The organism is Aequorivita vladivostokensis, from assembly GCF_000952855.1.
In the GTDB taxonomy this organism is placed as follows: Bacteria; Bacteroidota; Bacteroidia; order Flavobacteriales; family Flavobacteriaceae; genus Aequorivita; species Aequorivita vladivostokensis.
The window spans coordinates 32,007-48,274 of record NZ_JSVU01000006.1 but is presented as its reverse complement, the minus strand read 5'-3'; the positions used below and the strand labels follow the sequence as shown (position 1 = coordinate 48,274).

At 39.7% G+C, this 16,268-nt stretch carries 21 protein-coding genes; 16 read left to right on the top strand and 5 right to left on the bottom strand.

From position 1 onward, the window contains the following. Positions 1-30 precede the first annotated feature (30 nt). The 12 genes from MB09_RS10530 to MB09_RS10475 all read left to right on the top strand — a co-directional run bounded on the left by MB09_RS10530 (position 31) and on the right by MB09_RS10475 (position 9,742). On the top strand, positions 31-2,040 hold the full coding sequence (locus MB09_RS10530) for an alpha-ketoacid dehydrogenase subunit alpha/beta (protein ID WP_045080889.1): 2,010 nt from the start codon (positions 31-33) through the stop codon (positions 2,038-2,040). Positions 2,041-2,137: 97 nt separating this feature from the next. After that, entirely contained in the window at positions 2,138-2,299 is a 162-nt protein-coding gene (locus MB09_RS15765; protein ID WP_045080888.1) for a DUF1328 family protein, read from the top strand. A 36-nt stretch (positions 2,300-2,335) separates the two neighbouring features. Next, positions 2,336-2,815, top strand: a complete 480-nt coding sequence (locus tag MB09_RS10520; RefSeq protein WP_045080887.1) for a lipocalin family protein — start codon at positions 2,336-2,338, stop codon at positions 2,813-2,815. Between the two features lie 5 nt (positions 2,816-2,820). After that, complete coding sequence (locus tag MB09_RS10515; RefSeq protein WP_045080886.1) at positions 2,821-3,528, top strand: OmpA family protein; 708 nt, start codon at positions 2,821-2,823, stop codon at positions 3,526-3,528. Positions 3,529-3,597: 69 nt separating this feature from the next. Beyond that, the gene (locus tag MB09_RS10510; RefSeq protein WP_045080885.1) at positions 3,598-4,725 is read left to right on the top strand and encodes an NAD(P)/FAD-dependent oxidoreductase; all 1,128 of its coding nucleotides are present in this window, start codon (positions 3,598-3,600) and stop codon (positions 4,723-4,725) included. Positions 4,726-4,766: 41 nt separating this feature from the next. After that, positions 4,767-5,441 carry a methyltransferase domain-containing protein gene (locus MB09_RS10505; RefSeq protein ID WP_165586699.1) on the top strand — a complete coding sequence of 225 codons (675 nt, stop codon included), beginning with the start codon at positions 4,767-4,769 and terminating at the stop codon, positions 5,439-5,441. Then, complete coding sequence (locus tag MB09_RS10500; RefSeq protein ID WP_045080883.1) at positions 5,438-6,490, top strand: type III polyketide synthase; 1,053 nt, start codon at positions 5,438-5,440, stop codon at positions 6,488-6,490. The genes MB09_RS10505 and MB09_RS10500 overlap by 4 nt, the downstream gene beginning before the upstream one ends. Then, the gene (locus tag MB09_RS10495) at positions 6,490-7,269 is read left to right on the top strand and encodes an SDR family NAD(P)-dependent oxidoreductase (RefSeq protein WP_045080882.1); all 780 of its coding nucleotides are present in this window, start codon (positions 6,490-6,492) and stop codon (positions 7,267-7,269) included. Before MB09_RS10500 ends, MB09_RS10495 begins: the two co-directional genes overlap by 1 nt. Before the next feature lie 10 nt (positions 7,270-7,279). Further along, positions 7,280-7,726: a 3-hydroxyacyl-ACP dehydratase FabZ family protein gene (locus MB09_RS10490; RefSeq protein WP_045080881.1), complete on the top strand. Its 447-nt coding sequence runs from the start codon at positions 7,280-7,282 to the stop codon at positions 7,724-7,726. Further along, the gene (locus tag MB09_RS10485) at positions 7,723-8,994 is read left to right on the top strand and encodes a beta-ketoacyl-[acyl-carrier-protein] synthase family protein (protein WP_045080880.1); all 1,272 of its coding nucleotides are present in this window, start codon (positions 7,723-7,725) and stop codon (positions 8,992-8,994) included. Before MB09_RS10490 ends, MB09_RS10485 begins: the two co-directional genes overlap by 4 nt. A gap of 5 nt (positions 8,995-8,999) precedes the next feature. Next, positions 9,000-9,257 (top strand): acyl carrier protein, encoded by a 258-nt coding sequence (locus MB09_RS10480; protein WP_045080879.1) that lies wholly within the window; start codon positions 9,000-9,002, stop codon positions 9,255-9,257. Positions 9,258-9,376: 119 nt separating this feature from the next. Beyond that, the gene (locus MB09_RS10475; RefSeq protein ID WP_045080878.1) at positions 9,377-9,742 is read left to right on the top strand and encodes a hypothetical protein; all 366 of its coding nucleotides are present in this window, start codon (positions 9,377-9,379) and stop codon (positions 9,740-9,742) included. Here the strand turns inward: MB09_RS10475 and MB09_RS10470 are convergent, their stop codons facing one another. From MB09_RS10470 to MB09_RS10460, 3 genes are all read right to left on the bottom strand, one after another. Then, on the bottom strand, positions 9,743-10,216 hold the full coding sequence (locus tag MB09_RS10470) for an arsenate reductase family protein (protein WP_052671352.1): 474 nt from the start codon (positions 10,214-10,216) through the stop codon (positions 9,743-9,745). It lies immediately after the preceding gene. A gap of 2 nt (positions 10,217-10,218) precedes the next feature. Beyond that, entirely contained in the window at positions 10,219-10,521 is a 303-nt protein-coding gene (gene hpf, locus MB09_RS10465; protein WP_045080877.1) for a ribosome hibernation-promoting factor, HPF/YfiA family, read from the bottom strand. Positions 10,522-10,599: 78 nt separating this feature from the next. After that, positions 10,600-11,559, bottom strand: a complete 960-nt coding sequence (locus tag MB09_RS10460; RefSeq protein WP_045080876.1) for a TerC family protein — start codon at positions 11,557-11,559, stop codon at positions 10,600-10,602. A 136-nt stretch (positions 11,560-11,695) separates the two neighbouring features. Between MB09_RS10460 and MB09_RS10455 the strand changes: the two genes are divergently transcribed. The 4 genes from MB09_RS10455 (at position 11,696) to MB09_RS10440 (ending at position 14,122) form a co-directional block, all read left to right on the top strand. Then, positions 11,696-12,310, top strand: a complete 615-nt coding sequence (locus MB09_RS10455) for a nitroreductase family protein (RefSeq protein ID WP_045080875.1) — start codon at positions 11,696-11,698, stop codon at positions 12,308-12,310. A 12-nt stretch (positions 12,311-12,322) separates the two neighbouring features. Beyond that, complete coding sequence (locus MB09_RS10450) at positions 12,323-12,523, top strand: hypothetical protein (protein WP_045080874.1); 201 nt, start codon at positions 12,323-12,325, stop codon at positions 12,521-12,523. 17 nt (positions 12,524-12,540) lie between these two features. Next, on the top strand, positions 12,541-13,170 hold the full coding sequence (locus MB09_RS10445) for an NADPH-dependent F420 reductase (protein ID WP_045080873.1): 630 nt from the start codon (positions 12,541-12,543) through the stop codon (positions 13,168-13,170). A gap of 91 nt (positions 13,171-13,261) precedes the next feature. Then, entirely contained in the window at positions 13,262-14,122 is an 861-nt protein-coding gene (locus MB09_RS10440) for a formate/nitrite transporter family protein (RefSeq protein WP_045080872.1), read from the top strand. Positions 14,123-14,751: 629 nt separating this feature from the next. Here MB09_RS10440 and MB09_RS10435 read toward each other — a convergent pair. Together MB09_RS10435 and MB09_RS10430 are read right to left on the bottom strand one after the other, a co-directional pair. Further along, on the bottom strand, positions 14,752-15,549 hold the full coding sequence (locus MB09_RS10435; protein ID WP_045080871.1) for a hypothetical protein: 798 nt from the start codon (positions 15,547-15,549) through the stop codon (positions 14,752-14,754). Between the two features lie 85 nt (positions 15,550-15,634). After that, positions 15,635-15,859 (bottom strand): hypothetical protein, encoded by a 225-nt coding sequence (locus tag MB09_RS10430; protein WP_045080870.1) that lies wholly within the window; start codon positions 15,857-15,859, stop codon positions 15,635-15,637. Between the last annotated feature and the right edge of the window lie 409 nt (positions 15,860-16,268).

Below are 16,268 nucleotides of genomic sequence, written 5' to 3'. Positions count from 1 at the left end.
TTTTTCTACTTTTGATACTGCAAATTTTTTATGATGAAACCAGAAACCTCCACCCAAATTTTCTTCGACTATAACCGAAAAGACCTCGATGACGCTACCTTATTAAAATTATACCGCGGCATGTTGAAACCGAGGCTGATAGAAGAAAAAATGCTGATTTTGCTTCGACAGGGGAAGGTTTCAAAATGGTTCAGCGGCATAGGGCAGGAAGCTATTTCGGTAGGAATCACGGCGGTGTTGGACAAAGATGAATATATTTTGCCAATGCATAGAAACCTCGCTGTTTTCACAATGCGCGACATTCCGTTGCACCGCTTGTTTTCGCAATGGCAGGGAAAAGCAAACGGATTTACCAAAGGCCGTGATAGAAGTTTTCACTTTGGCACGCAGGAATTCCACATTGTGGGGATGATTTCGCATTTGGGGCCGCAGTTTGGCGTTGCCGATGGCATTGCACTGGCTAATAAGTTGAAGGGAAACAATAAAGTCTGTGCAGTATTTACTGGAGAAGGCGGAACAAGCGAAGGTGATATTCACGAGGCACTGAATGTAGCTTCTGTTTGGCAACTTCCAGTTTTATTTTGTGTTGAAAATAATGGATATGGTCTTTCCACGCCTACAAACGAGCAATACAATTGCGAGCATATTGCAGACCGCGGAAAAGGCTACGGAATGGAGGCCCATATAATTGAGGGGAACAATATTTTGGAGGTTTACACAAAATTAAAGGACTTGGTAGAAAGTATGCGCACTAATCCGCGTCCGATTCTTTTGGAATTCAAAACCTTCCGAATGCGCGGTCATGAAGAGGCGAGCGGTACCAAATATGTTTCGACCAATTTAATTGACGAGTGGGGCTTGCGCGATCCGCTGTTGAATTATGAAACCTATCTGCTGAATGAAGGCGTCCTTTCCGAAGAAAAAATACAGCAATTTCGGGAGGAGTTTAAACGGGAAATAGATGAAAATCTCGACATCGCCTTTGCGGAGCCAAAAATAGAATTCAATGAAACAATCGAATTAAATGATGTTTACAAACCGTTTAATTATGAAGAAGTTACTGCGAATTCTGCTAAGGAAAATATTCGCTTGATCGATGCCATTTCCCAAGGATTAAAACAATCCATGAAGCGGCATGATAACCTGGTTATAATGGGACAGGACGTGGCGGAATACGGGGGCGTTTTTAAAATTACCGAAGGTTTTGTGGAGCAATTTGGGAAAGACCGAGTTCGAAATACACCTATCTGTGAATCTGCAATTGTTTCTGCGGCAATGGGACTTTCCATCAATGGCTACAAAGCGGTTGTGGAAATGCAGTTTGCCGATTTTGTGACTTCGGGCTTTAACCCAATCATAAATTATCTCGCGAAGAGCCATTACCGCTGGAACGAAAAAGCAGATGTGGTTGTGCGCATGCCCTGTGGCGCAGGAGTGGGAGCGGGGCCTTTCCACAGCCAAACTAACGAAGCTTGGTTCACCCACACGCCCGGATTAAAAGTTGTATATCCCGCATTTCCGTATGACGCAAAAGGGCTGCTGGCTACAAGTATTGAAGACCCCAATCCTGTGATGTTTTTTGAACACAAAGCATTGTATAGAAGTATTCGCCAAGATGTGCCAACGGATTATTACACACTGCCTTTGGGAAAAGCATCTCTTTTAAAAGAAGGAAAGGACGTTACAATTATAACATACGGAGCCGGCGTACATTGGGCTTTGGAAACATTGGAGCAAAATCCGGAAATCAAAGCCGACCTTATAGATTTAAGAACGCTGGTTCCTTTGGACACCGAAGCTATTTATAAATCTGTGAAGAAGACCGGCAAGGCTATCATCCTGCAAGAAGATTCAATGTTTGGCGGTATTGCTTCAGATATTTCGGCTTTGATCACCGAAAATTGTTTTGAGCATCTGGACGCTCCCGTTAAGCGTGTTGCGAGTTTGGAAACACCAATTCCCTTTGCCGCAAATTTAGAATCTGGCTATCTTCCTAAAGAAAAATTTAAAGAAAACCTATTGGAATTATTGTCTTACTAATAATTTAACATTCCTTGTTAAACTTTAGATAAAGACGGTCGAAACGTTAAAATTGTTATTTACTTTAGTAGCATACTAATCATTAAAACTACTTATTATGTTACGTTGGATCATTATTTTTCTAGTTATTGCAATTATTGCAGCAATTTTTGGATTTGGTGGTATTGCAGAAGGTGCCGCAGATATCGCAAAAATTATTTTTTACATTTTCTTAGTGCTTTTGGTACTATCATTACTTTCAAGATTATTCAGAAGATAATCGCTACTTAAACAATTCAAAACTAATTTAAACTTTATGAAAAAATTCCTCATTCTGGCTGTAATTGCAGCCACAACATTCGCTTGCGGTACACCGAAGACCGTTCAAGAATCACGAAAAGTAATAAAAGGGTATTGGTCCTTGGACAATATCACTTATGATTCCTCGGGAACCTATAATGTAACTTTATTCAATGATACTTCCGTAGAATGTATTGAAGGAAGTTCCTGGAGGTTTATTCCGAATAACAATACTGGTAATTATACAGTTGACAATCCCAATTGTCCTACCGGTGAACGCAATTTCATTTTTACCATTCAGGAAATTGACCCAACTTCAGGGCTGTACGATTTCCTATTGAAACCAACCAATGCCAAAGGCAAATCAGAAACTAATGCCGGCTACAGATTACGTCTAGCGCAGCTGAATGATTCGTCTATGCGTTGGGAACAAACGGTTAATTTGGATGGTAAACCATTTAAAATAAATATGAACTTTTCTAAAATTCAAGACTAAATCTTATGAAGACATTTTTTAAACAAACCGCATTAATTGCATTGGCATTTACATTTGTTATTAGCTTAACAAGTTGTGAAGCTACACGAAATGCCAATAACAAGCAGAAGGGTGCCGTAATTGGTGCTACCAGCGGGGCCGTACTTGGAGCAATACTTGGTAACAATATTGGAAAAGGAGGTAACGGAGAACTCGGTGCCGTAATCGGCGGTGTTGTTGGTGGTGGTGCCGGAGTACTTATTGGTGCCAAAATGGACAAACAAGCCCAAAAAATTGAGCAGGAAATCCCCGGTGCCCAAGTAGAAAGAGTTGATGACGGTATCGTTGTTACTTTTGACGAGAATAGCGGGGTATATTTTGACACTGCAAAGTATAATATCAATCCCGCGTCGCAAGCTACTTTGGATAAATTAGCAAATATCCTAAAGGAATATCCTGACACCAATGTTTTGGTTGTGGGACATACCGATAGCGTAGGGGCTGATGAAATGAATATGACGCTCTCTAAAAATAGAGCACAAGCCGTTACCAATTATTTTACACAAAATAAAGGCTTAAGTCCTTCGAGGTTTACTACTAACTGGTATGGTGAAACCGCTCCAGTGGCAGACAACTCAACAGCTGAAGGCCGTGCAAAGAACCGCCGTGTTAACCTTGCCATCATTCCGAATGAGAAAATGAAGAAAGATGCCCAAAACCAAGCAGGCGAATAAAAAATAAATTAAAATTTTTAAAATCCCGTACCATATTTGGACGGGATTTTTTTTAGTTTTAAACGAAGTATGGACAGCTATCAAAAATGGGATGTAATAATAATTGGCGGCGGACTGGCTGGCCTTACCACAGCCTTGCATCTTGCATCGCAAAATATTTCGGTGTGTCTGGTAGAAAAAAATGAGTATCCCAATCACAAGGTATGTGGCGAGTACGTTAGCAACGAAGTTTTGCCATATTTACAATATCTTGGCATTGATCCATTCTCGGTAGGAGCAAAGCAGATTTCAAAATTTGAAATTACTGATACAAATGGAAACCCAATTACAGCCCACTTGCCACTCGGCGGTTTTGGAATAAGCCGCTATACTTTTGATAATATGCTTTTTGAAGCGTTAAAAAATAAAGCAAAAGTATTGTTCGACACGGTTGAAAAAGTAATTTTTGAAGAAAATCAATTTCGTGTTACTACCCAAAAGAAAACCGCCCTGCTTGCAGATTTTGTAGTGGGCGCCTTCGGTAAAAGATCAAATATTGATACTTTTTTGAACAGAAAATTTATGCAAAAGAATTCGCCATGGCTAGGCGTTAAGGCTCATTATGAATATGATTTTCCGAGTGATAGCGTGGCACTTCACAATTTTAATGGCGGCTACTGCGGGCTTAGCAAAACAGAAACTGGCGCTGTAAACGCCTGTTATTTGGCAACGTTAAAGTCTTTTAAGAAATATGGGGATATTGAAACTTTTCAAAAGCAGGAACTTTCAAAAAATCCATTTCTGGATGAATTCTTCAACACAGCAAAACCACTCTTTAATAAACCTTTAGCAATCAGTCAAATATCCTTTCGGAAAAAGAAACCCGTGGAAAACCATATATTTATGGTGGGCGACAGCGCTGGGCTCATACATCCGCTGTGCGGAAATGGGATGGCAATGGCTATAAGGAGCGCCCAACTTTTTTCTGAAATGTTTCTTAAGTTATTTAAGACGAAAAATTATGACAGAGCATTGATGGAGAAACGCTACGCAAGCCAGTGGCACAATGAATTTGACTCGAGATTGAAGACCGGAAGATATATACAGCAAATTTTAATGCACCCGTTTGCTTCAAAAGTTGGATTTGCTATGGTAAAAACATTTCCATCCTTGGTTCCAGCCCTCATTGAAAAAACCCATGGGAGTCCACAAATATGATATACTTCAGCAATAAAAAGAGATCTGAGCAATCGGAAATAATGGACTCAATGGATTTTCAGGGGAAGGAAATGGAACGGCTTCTGAATGACCTTAAAACAGTCAATAAATGGCTGGGTGGCAACAGAATAACCGTCAAGGGAATGGACTATCTACTGCGGAATCATCCTAAGGACAGGAAGCTGACCATCCTGGATATAGGATGTGGCGATGGCGAATTGCTTCGGAAATGCGCAGATTACGGGAAACGAAATAATTTTCACTTTGAATGTATCGGGATCGATTTCAATTCCAACATCTTGGAATATGCGAAAACGCAGAGCAAAAACTATGCGAATATTGAATTTAGAAAAGTTGATGTTTTTTTGGAGGAAAATTTAATTCCAAATTGCGATATTGCAGTGTGTACTTTGTTTTTGCACCATTTCAATAATAAGCAGATTGAAGAATTATTGATGAACCTTGTTCCTAAAGTAACCATTGGAATAGTAATAAACGATTTACACCGAAATAGAAATGCATTTCAACTTTTTAAGATTGTAAGCACCTTTTTTTTAAAAACCGAAACGGCAAGACATGATGGATTGGTTTCCATTGCCCGGGGTTTTAAAAAAGATGAATTAAATAATATTTCAATAAAGATCCCAAATCAAAAGAGTGAAATCAACTGGCGCTGGGCTTACCGTTACCAGTGGATACTCAAAAAGAACACATGAATGTAAAAATAACCACTGTCGCAAAACAACTGCCGCAATACAGCAGAAAAACGGAAGAAGTAATTCCGTTTGTAAAGCAATGGATGCAAGAGCAGGAAAGCCGTTTTCAACGAAAAGTAATCAAGATTTTTGAAGGCGCGGGGGTAGATAAACGGTACTCCATTATGGATCCCGTGGAAGTTTTTACCAACACGAGTTTTGAGGAACGCAATGATATTTACGTACGCGAGATTACAAAGCTGGGTAAACAATGTCTGCAAAACGCATTGGAGAAGGCAAATTGGAAACCTACCGACATAGATTTTATAATTACTGTAAGTTGTACGGGCATTATGATTCCTTCCGTAGATGCATACTTGATAAATGAACTGAAAATGAAGCAGGACATTGTGAGGCTACCGGTAACGGAAATGGGCTGTGCGGCTGGGATTTCGGGAATTATTTACGCCAATAATTTTTTAAAGGCCAATCCCGGCAAGCGAGCTGCGGTAATTGCTTTGGAAGCTCCCACAGCCACCTTTCAACTAGAGGATTTTTCTATGGTGAATATTGTGAGTGCCGCTATTTTTGGTGATGGTGCCGCCTGCGTTTTAATGTCTTCAAATGAAGAAGACAACGGCCCCGAAATCCTAGCAGAGGAAATGTACCATTTTTATGACGCTACAAATATGATGGGTTTTAAATTGGTAAATACTGGGCTACAGATGATACTCGATAAATCTGTTCCCGAAAAAATTGCGGAGCATTTTCCAGCAATCATACATCCGTTTTTAGCGAAGAATAACCTGAAAATAGAGGACATCGACCATTTAATATTTCATCCGGGAGGCAGGAAAATAGTGGAAACCGTTGAAGATCTGTTCGGAAGTCTCGGCAAAAATATAGACGATACAAAGGAAGTACTTAAATTGTACGGTAATATGAGCAGCGCAACCGTATTATATGTACTCGAGCGGTTTATGGACCAAAATCCAGGCGAGGGCGACTTGGGGCTGATGCTGAGCTTCGGCCCCGGATTTTCGGCACAGCGGGTATTATTGAAATTTTAATGATGGCAGAATTTAAGAACCAATGGGCATTGATACTTGGAGGCAGTAGTGGCTTGGGCCTTGCCACAGCAAAAAAACTCGCTTCCGAGGGAATGAATATCTGCATAGTACATCGCGACCGGAAAAGCAATTTAGAAAGTTTTGAGGCAACTGTAAAACAGATGCAATCTTTTGGCGTGACCGTAAAAACCTTCAATAAGGATGCCTTAAAAGAAAACGTTAGAGACGAAATCATAATGGAACTTCCCAAACAAAGCGTCAAATTGTTACTCCACAGCATTGCAAAGGGAAGTTTAAAAAAGATGTACGCCTCTGAAGGAGAAGACATATTGACCAAACAAGATTTTGATATTACCATTCACGCCATGGCAACCAGTTGGTATGAATGGACCCAGACATTGATCGCCCATGATGTTTTTGCTTCAGCGGGGCGAAATATTGCCTTTACCAGTGAAGGCAATTCTAGGGTCTGGCCAGGATATGCGGCGGTTTCTGCAGCAAAATCGATTTTGGAAGCATTGATGCGAAATATGGCAATTGAGTTGGCACCCTTAAATATCACAACCAATTGCATTCAAGCGGGAACTACCGAAACTGATTCATTTTTAGCTATTCCGGAGAGTGAAAAGTTAGCTGAAATGGCCGGGCTTCGCAATCCGCAAAACAGACTTACCACACCCGAAGATGTGGCGAATGCGGTCTATTTGCTCTGCAGAAATGAAGCCGATTGGATAAATGGCAGCATTCTGAAAGTGGATGGGGGTGAAAGTTTGAGATAAAATAAAGCCAATGGATTACACCAAAATTATAGACAAGCTTCCATATACCGAACCTTTTCTGTTCGTAGATGAATTGCTTTCGGTTTCAGAAGAGAGCATTGTCGGAACCTATATTTTTAGCACGGATTTATATTTTTATAAAGGCCATTTCAAGAACAATCCCATAACCCCGGGCGTCATTTTAACGGAATGTATGGCACAAATTGGGTTGGTTTGTTTTGGGATTTATCTTTTAAGGGATGAAATTTCTTTAGAAAAAATAAACGTTGCCCTAAGCAGTACCGAAATTGATTTTCATTGTCCGGTTTTTCCCGGTGAAAAAGTAGCGGTAATTTCAGAAAAAATATACTTTCGGTTCAATAAACTGAAATGCAAGGTAAAGATGGTTAATAGCAAAGACGAAATAGTAGCCAAAGGCACGATAAGCGGAATGATTGTGAATAAGGATTTAATATGAAAAAACGCGTTGTAATTACCGGACTCGGAATTGTTGCGCCTAATGGGGTGGGTATTTCGGCATTTTCGGATGCCATTAAGAAAGGCATTTCCGGCATTGAGTTTTTGCCGGAGTTGCGCGATCTTAACTTTTCCTGCCAATTGGGTGCAGCCCCGAAAATTTTCGAAGAAAAAAAACGCGAATACCTTACAGACCTTCAACTGCGTAATTTTAACAGCAGCGGTATTTTATACGGGGTTATTGCGGGGATGGATGCTCTTAAGGATGCCGGAATCAAACCGGCCTTGCCCGAGGAAGAGGCACTTTGGGATCTGGGGATAATTTTCGGCACCGGTATTAGTGGAGTGGATAAATTCCGGGAGGCAATCCATAAAATAGATGACGGTAATGTGCGTAGATTGGGGAGTACATCGGTAGTACAAACAATGACGAGCGGGGTAAGCGCCTATCTTGGCGGATTAATTGGAGCCGGAAATATGGTCACTGCCAACTCTTCGGCCTGTGCGACAGGGACAGAGGCGTTGCTAATGGGCTATGAGCATATTGCCGCGGGCAAGGCCAAGTATATGCTTTGTGGCAGTACTAGCGATTCGGGCCCGTATATTTGGGGTGGTTTTGATGCCATGAAAGTTACCACCTATAAATATAACGATGCGCCCAATGAAGTTGCTGGCCCAATGAGTGCAGATGCCAGCGGCTTTGTGCCAGGCAGCGGCGCCGGGGCCTTTGTTTTGGAGTCCTTGGAAAGTGCGCAGGAACGTGGTGCCACCATCTATGCCGAGATACTTGGAGGGGCAATAAACAACGGGGGACAGAGAAATGGTGGCAGTATGACGGCCCCCAACAGTTCCGCAATCCAGAAATGCATAAAGGATGCTCTGAAAGTTTCCAATACAGCCGCCTCAGAAATTGATTATATAAATGGCCATCTTACCGCTACCATAAAAGATCCCGATGAAATTGAGAATTGGACCCACGCCCTAGGCCGAAAGGGGAAGGATTTTCCTTATATAAATTCCCTCAAGGGAATGACGGGCCATTGTTTATCGGCAAGTGGCAGTGTTGAGATTGTTTCGGCAATTCTCCAGTTGCATGAAGGCTTTGTTTTTCCGAATGTGAATCGTGAAAATCTGCACCCAAAAATAGCTTCTTTGATCTCTTCGGAAAAAATTTCGTTGAAAATGCAAAAAACTTCGTTACAAACCATTGTCAAGGCCAGCTTTGGTTTTGGTGATGTGAACGCATGTGTTATCTTTAAAAAAATTTAAGACCCATGAATTCGGAAGAAATTTTCGCACTTCTTGAACCCATCATAATAACATATTTGCCCGATGATGTTTCGGCCAATGAGATTAACCGGGAAAGTGATTTAACCCGTGAGTTGAATATAAATTCGGCACATCTAGTTGATATAATTTTGGATATTGAGGATGTTTTCAATATAGAGTTTAAGAATGAGGACATGGAGAAGCTACGCAATGTAGATGATGCTATTTTGCTTATTCAACAAAAGACTTCAGCTTCCCAATAATTTAAAATATCGGGAAAAAGTTTGTTAAGCTACATCCACAGGCCGTTAAAGAGCGTTAAAGTAATTGGGGCTGGATTATTTTTTTATTATTTTAATTGAAAATAATTCAAACTGAACCCATGAAAAAATTAACAACCCTTATTATGCTGTTATTAAGTATATCAGCATTCTCGCAAGATCCGTTTTTCCAAAAATCAAATGAACAGGCTGAAAAGGAAGCACTGGAAATTACCAATAGCTACGATTTAGAACTATCGCTGACCGAAAAGCAGGAATTGCTTTTTCAACGAAAGGTGGAGGAATTCCTTATTCGCCGCTATAAAATTGAGGCCGAAATTTCCGGAAAGGAAAAACTCGACCTCCTATATGGACTGCAAAAGCAGGAAACCGCTGAAATGAATGATATTTTAACCCGGCCCCAAATGGAAGTTTATAAGCAGGTAAAACCTACTATTCAGCCATTGGAAACCGTGGCTAAGGAATAATTACTTTTCTTTTTCAATAAAGTTTTCGTTACCCGTAGTGCGTTCTATATCTGGCGGGGTATCGTTTGATGGGCTCTGCTCAAGCCCTGCAGAATCTACTTCAAAAAACTCCATAATCTCTGGGGGATTGTCGATCTGCTTGGTTCGATTGCCCTTTATGGCAATAGGCTTTGATATTACGGAATCATTATTCTGAATAATTTTAAGCCAGTCGTTGGAATCAAATTCTGCGGTACTTTCTACCTCAATGTCCATTTGGCGTTTATCTACCAGATCTCCAATTCCAACCCCAAGGGCATCGGCTATTTCGGCCCATTGGGTATCAGATACCTTAGTCTTGGCCAGGTCGATAGCCAGATATTTTTCATCAATTCCCGTTAAATAGCTTAGCGTGTGCGTGCCCACGCGGGTATTGCTGCTATATATAAGTGTTAACTGTCTTTCGTCTCTTGCTATTACTCCCATTTCTTTCATGATTAATGTGTTTTCATTTTTTCCTTTCGTTTCTGAAGTTGTGAGCGAAGCTCGGTAATAACTTTAGCAACGGAAGCCTCAAATGATGCGGTAGAAGATTCCGCAAAAATGGTAGGGCCGGGCATACTTAGACGTACACTGCAAATTTTTCCGATGTCGGGATTGGTGGTGTTTTCTTTTTTAAGATAAACATCGGCACCTACAATTGAGTCATATTTATTTTCAAGTTTGTTTAATTTTTCAGCTACAAAAGCTTCCAGTCTTGGGCTCGCTGCCACCTCGTGATACTCGAAATTGATATTCATATTTTTCGGTTTTGATTGTAGATTTAAAGATACAATAGCAAAAAACCAATCCAAACATTTTAATAGGATTTTGTGAAATTAATCTTCCTCTACCACCGCTGGGTTGGGGTCAGGAATCATTACGGAAGCAATAATCCCGGCAGCCAGTGAAACCCCTATTACGCCCAGCGAGAGCCATTCTGGAATTTCAATATTGTGGGACAGGATCATTTTCACTCCCACAAAGGCCAGGATAACAACTAAACTATAATTGATATATCGAAACTTTGTGAGCATTCTGGAAATAAGAAAATACATAGACCGAAGTCCCAAAATCGCTAAAATATTTGAACTGAATACAATAAAAGGATCTGCCGTTATAGCAAGAATAGCAGGAATACTGTCCAAAGCGAAGAGAATATCGGTCAGTTCAATTATAATTAACGCTACAAATAGTGGAGTAGCCGCTTTAACACCCATGCGTTTTATAAAAAATTTATCGCCGTCCATTTTATAGCTTACCGGGAAAAGCTTTTTCATAAAGCGAAACATCTTGGATTTCTTGGGATCAAATTCAGATTCCTTGTGGGTCAACATTCGAAAGGCAGTGAATAATAAAAATGCCCCAAAAACATAAATTATCCAATCAAATTTATTGATAAGCGCTACCCCGAAAAAGATCATCAGCGCCCTAAAGACAATTGCTCCCAAAATTCCATAGAATAAAACTTCGTGCTGGTATTTCTGGGGAATGGCGAAGGAGGAAAAGATTACTGCAATCACAAAAACATTATCAATACTCAAGGAAAGTTCTATCAGATAGCCGGTAATATATTTAAGAACGGCCACATCGGGCGCCAAATTGGTAGGATTTTCTACCAACCCATCCTTAAAGAGCCAATAAATAACTCCCGAAAAACCGAGGGCCAAGGTTACCCAAACAGTAGTCCAAATGGCAGCCTCCTTGGTTTTGATAACATGTGGAGTTCGGTTAAACACACCTAAATCCAACGCTAAGAATAAAATAATAAATGCGATAAAAATTCCCCAGACGATCATTAATTAAATTTTGAACAAAAATAACAGCAATTAAGGTTGAATTATGATATGAAAATGTTAATACTGAAACAGAGCGTTAAATCTTTTTTAAAAACTTTTTATGCCAAAGGAAAGCGGTTACATTTAAAAGAAAAAAATGGAAAACCCAGTTACAGTAAACAAAATAACACCTGTGGACCATCCGGTTCTCGACAGTATAAAAAACAGATGGAGTCCCAGAATGTTTTCGTCAAAACCGATTACGGAAGCAGAAGTCAAAAAATTGTTGGAAGCCGGCCGATGGGCGCCAAGCGCGTCAAACATTCAGCCTTGGCGGGTAATTTGGGGAATAAAGGGCACAAAAATGTACGACCGCATTTTTGATTGTCTGGATGAATTTAACCAGTCTTGGGCAGGCAATTCACAAGTGTTGTGGATAAACGCCTTTAAAAAAACAATGGAAAAAAGCGACAAGGAAAATTTTCACGCTTTGCACGACTTGGGCTTGTTTATGGGCAACGTAATACATCAGGCCAACAGTATGGGGATAGCGGTACACCAAATGGCTGGGGTACAGTTTAAAAAGGCGCAGAAAGAATTCAATTTTACCGACGATTACCACGTGGCAACCGCGGTGGCCTTTGGTTATTTTGGTGGCGACCCCGACGGCTTGCCAGACGATCTAAAGAAAAAGGAACTAAAGCAAATGAGGCAACGAAAGGAGCAGGGCGAATTTGCCTTCAACGGAAATTTTCAGAATAAAAACCAATAAAAAAAATTGATTATGAGTGATAAAAAGAAACATGCCGATTTTCAGGATGAATATCGAAAATCATCCAATTTTGGAAAACTGCAGCCAGAGGAAGACCTTAAAATTAAGGGAGATGGCGAATTGAAAGTGGAGAAGGATGCTGAGATGAAATCAAAGTCTGAAAAGAAGAAGATTTCTGAAACCATGAAAAAAATTAATTCAGAAGAAGAATAAACATAAAATAAAAAATTATGAAAATAGGAGTAATAGGAAGTGGAAACATTGGTGGAAACCTTGGAAAACATTGGGCCAAAGCGGGCCACGAAGTATTGTTTACTTCCCGTCATCCCGAAAAATTGAACCAATTGGTAAAAGAAGCAGGAGGAAAGTCAAAAGCAGTAAGCCTCGACGAGGCTTGGGAAGCCAATGCAGATGTGTATCTGTTGGCAGTTCCGTTCAAGGCAATAGATAAATTATCAGAACTCTATGCCGGGGAATACGGCAATAAGGTAATTATTGATGCTTCCAATCCATATCCCGAACGCGATGGCGAGATGGCGCAGGAAGTTCGTGACAGCAACCGAAATGCCTCTGAATATACCGCAATGAAATTCGGAACCGCCAAAACCGCAAAAGCGTTCAATACTATTTATGCCGAGCATTTAAAGGAGCGCGCCTTTCGGAACACCGATAAATTGGCGATCCCCTTTGCCGCCCAGGACGCCGACAGTAAAAGGGTTACCCAGCAACTAATTGAGGATATCGGTTTTGATGCCGTATATGTAGGAGGCTTGGAGGACACCCATATTATGGATCCCGAGCAGAAAATCTATGGAAAATCCACCAACCGGCAGCATTTAGAGGAAATGATACGCAAATAAGCGTACTTTTCAATAATATACGGGTTTCGTTTTCTGATTTTGTAAATAATTATATCTTCGGAAATCGAAACCTTTTTTATGAACATACCCTATGTCAAAGGAAAAAAACGAGAAGACCCAGGAGCAGCAGAATATTGATGACGAATTGAAAAATTCCAAGGCATCTGAGGCCGACACTGCAAAATCGCACGGAGAGATTCTGAAACAGCAGATTATTGAAGGGCAGGAGACTTATGATAAAAGTCCAGTGAGTATTTTGTTGAGTTCCCTTACTGCCGGTCTTGAGATAGGGTTCAGCTATTTACTGATTTGTACCTTATACTTTTTTCTGGAGGGCAAGGTTTCCGAAGACACCATCATTAAAAGTCTGTCACTGGTTTACCCCATTGGATTTATAATGATTATCCTCGGTCAATCCATTCTCTTTACGGAACAAACTTCGCTACTTACACTTCCGGTTCTCAATAAAAAGCGAAGTCTTGCCAGTTTATTGCGGCTTTGGGGATTGGTTATTTTAGGAAACTTGATAGGGGGTTATTTAATCGCCTTTTTATTGGTTTGGTTTGGACCCCAATTGGGAATCTTTGATTTAAAAACCATAGAAAAAATAGCCGTCCACGTTACCGATTATCACGGCAGTGTAATTTTTGTGAGCGCCATTCTTGCAGGCTGGTTGATGGGGCTGCTATCTTGGCTGGTAGCTGCTTCCAAAGATACTTTAAGCCGTATATTGATTATTTATATAATCACCGCCGTACTTGCATTTACAGGCCTTCACCACAGTATTGTCGGCAATGTGGAAGTATTTTCCGGACTCATAAGTTCACCAAAAATTATTTTAGTAGAATATCTTTCCTTTATATCATTGGCGCTATTGGGCAATGCCCTGGGAGGGGCTTTCTTTGTTGCACTTCTTAAATACCGTGCCTTTGTGTATGATGTAAAAGGTTGAAATAAAGCTTCTGAAAAAAATCTAAAAAGAGAATGATTTTACGGTTCAGCCAGCAAAACAAAACTTAGTCTGGGTTAATAATATCTTCCGGGTTTGGAGCTCCAGTTTTAATTGCTTTTTTAAGCAATAGTGGATGCTACAATTTCACTATAAAGTTTATATATCTAATTGAGGTATAGGTGGGTTTCCAAATATTCTATTTTACATAATATAAATTATAGTTCAAATGATATATGTATAAAATTGCGTATAGCTGTTTAATTTATATCTAATCAGTTCTAGAGCTTTAGCTATAATGTAACCCTTATTATTAGCTTATAGTTTTTTTTGATAAATAAAAGTGTTTTAATATTCCTCTATATTGATTTTCTATAATTTTCATATTCGCAAATTTGCCAACAATGTTTTTAAATATGCAATCTATGAATACCTTAAAAAATGGAATAAATGAAAATTATTTTTAGGTTTTGAATGATATGAAATTTACAGTCCTGAAAAATTATCCTAAAATTTAGACTAAATTACTGTGAGTATATAGGGCTTTCATAGGAAGTATCTATGGCTTTGGTATGGCTTTTATACGGGTGATCCTAGGGTTTGTTATCGGTTGTTTGTTGTCTGTTCAATGCTTAGAATATGGCTATGCACTCCATTGCTTTGGCTGTTTCAAAAGGTACGAATTTGTTATCAGTTTCTTTGCCAAAGCTTATGCCCAACCAGACTGTTATCGCTACACCACCGGAAATTGTTGTTTTGGCCGGGTTTATTAGTTGGATGCTTATATTTTGGTGTTCTATTTTACATAATAATGGTTCACTCTTTTTTGTATCACCCAGACCATTTACCTTAGGGTAATCCGGTTCATATTTTTTAATTTTTGAATTCCAATTATGAATTGAAACTATACTTAATGCTGCCGTAAGGATAAAATGGGTTGCGGAGCTTGGATTGTTCTTAAGATTGTATGGAGTAATATTTGGGATTTTTATTGTGATTTTTGTACGTTTCTCGTTAACGGAAACTATATATTTTGCCGTAAATATTTGATTGAAAACATTGTTTTTTTGCAATTGAAAACCCATTAGGTTTTCGGGACCGTTAAGGATGTTAGCCTCCCTCTTTCCAGGGGTGCCCCTCCCCTTTTTGATTATTTTTTGAAGAGCAGCCGTTAGACGACTTGTACAACGGGAATCCTTGAAGGTATGTATATTGTTTTTAAGACCGGTAGCTATAGATTTTGAATAAGTGGAGGCCCCTCCAAATTCCTTATTATTTGCCCTCACGCCCGCAAAGCGAGGATCATTATAGATTTGATCTTTGGTGGGTGGATTGGGGATGCGTTGGCGGGGTTCTCCATTTTCAAAATAGTAAGAAACCCCCTTTATGAACCCCTTAATTTTAATAATAAAGGATTTTTGTTTTGGCATATACTGATATTAAGCAGTTTGTGGATCTAATATAGATAAAATAATGTTAGTTTGTGAATAGGTAGGTTTTAGGCCGGAATCATTTTTATTTAAGAGTTTGTGAGTGGGTAGGCTTTAAGCTATAGGCATCTAGCACTTCAACCGCTGTGCAATCAGAAGGTTTTTTGGCCTTTATAAGGTTTTTTAAAGCGAGAAGACAATCGGTACCCGTCGTATACAATTGATCTTCCACTTCCTTAATGGCATGGTACATATCCCAATTTATATAGATTTCGTCTCCCTCCTCCGCGGCCTGTCCCGCCCTTTCCATAGTGGCGATAAGATAATACGTTTACCCATTCTACTTCACAAATAGCCCCTCTATGGATGGAAGGTATTGGGATAGGAATTTTATTCACTGAGTAAGGGATTTAAAAAGTGTACTCTGACCTATGTAAAGCTTTTCCAGATAGGTTAGATTATATTCATATAGTGAATATAGGTAAGAAATACACTTGTACGAGCCACTAGACGATAGAACTCTTGGTTCAATGTTCTTATCACCTCATGTTCTTAATAAAAGTCACGTTCAAATTTTTTGAAATGTTTTTTAAAATCCCTCCATGTGTTTGATGAGCTCCATTTATAAGTGGTATTTTGATACACTTTCGCAGCAGCAGTACAATAAGCTGCTATAAAGGGATGCCCATTTTTATACCCATACCACATGGGCTTTGAAC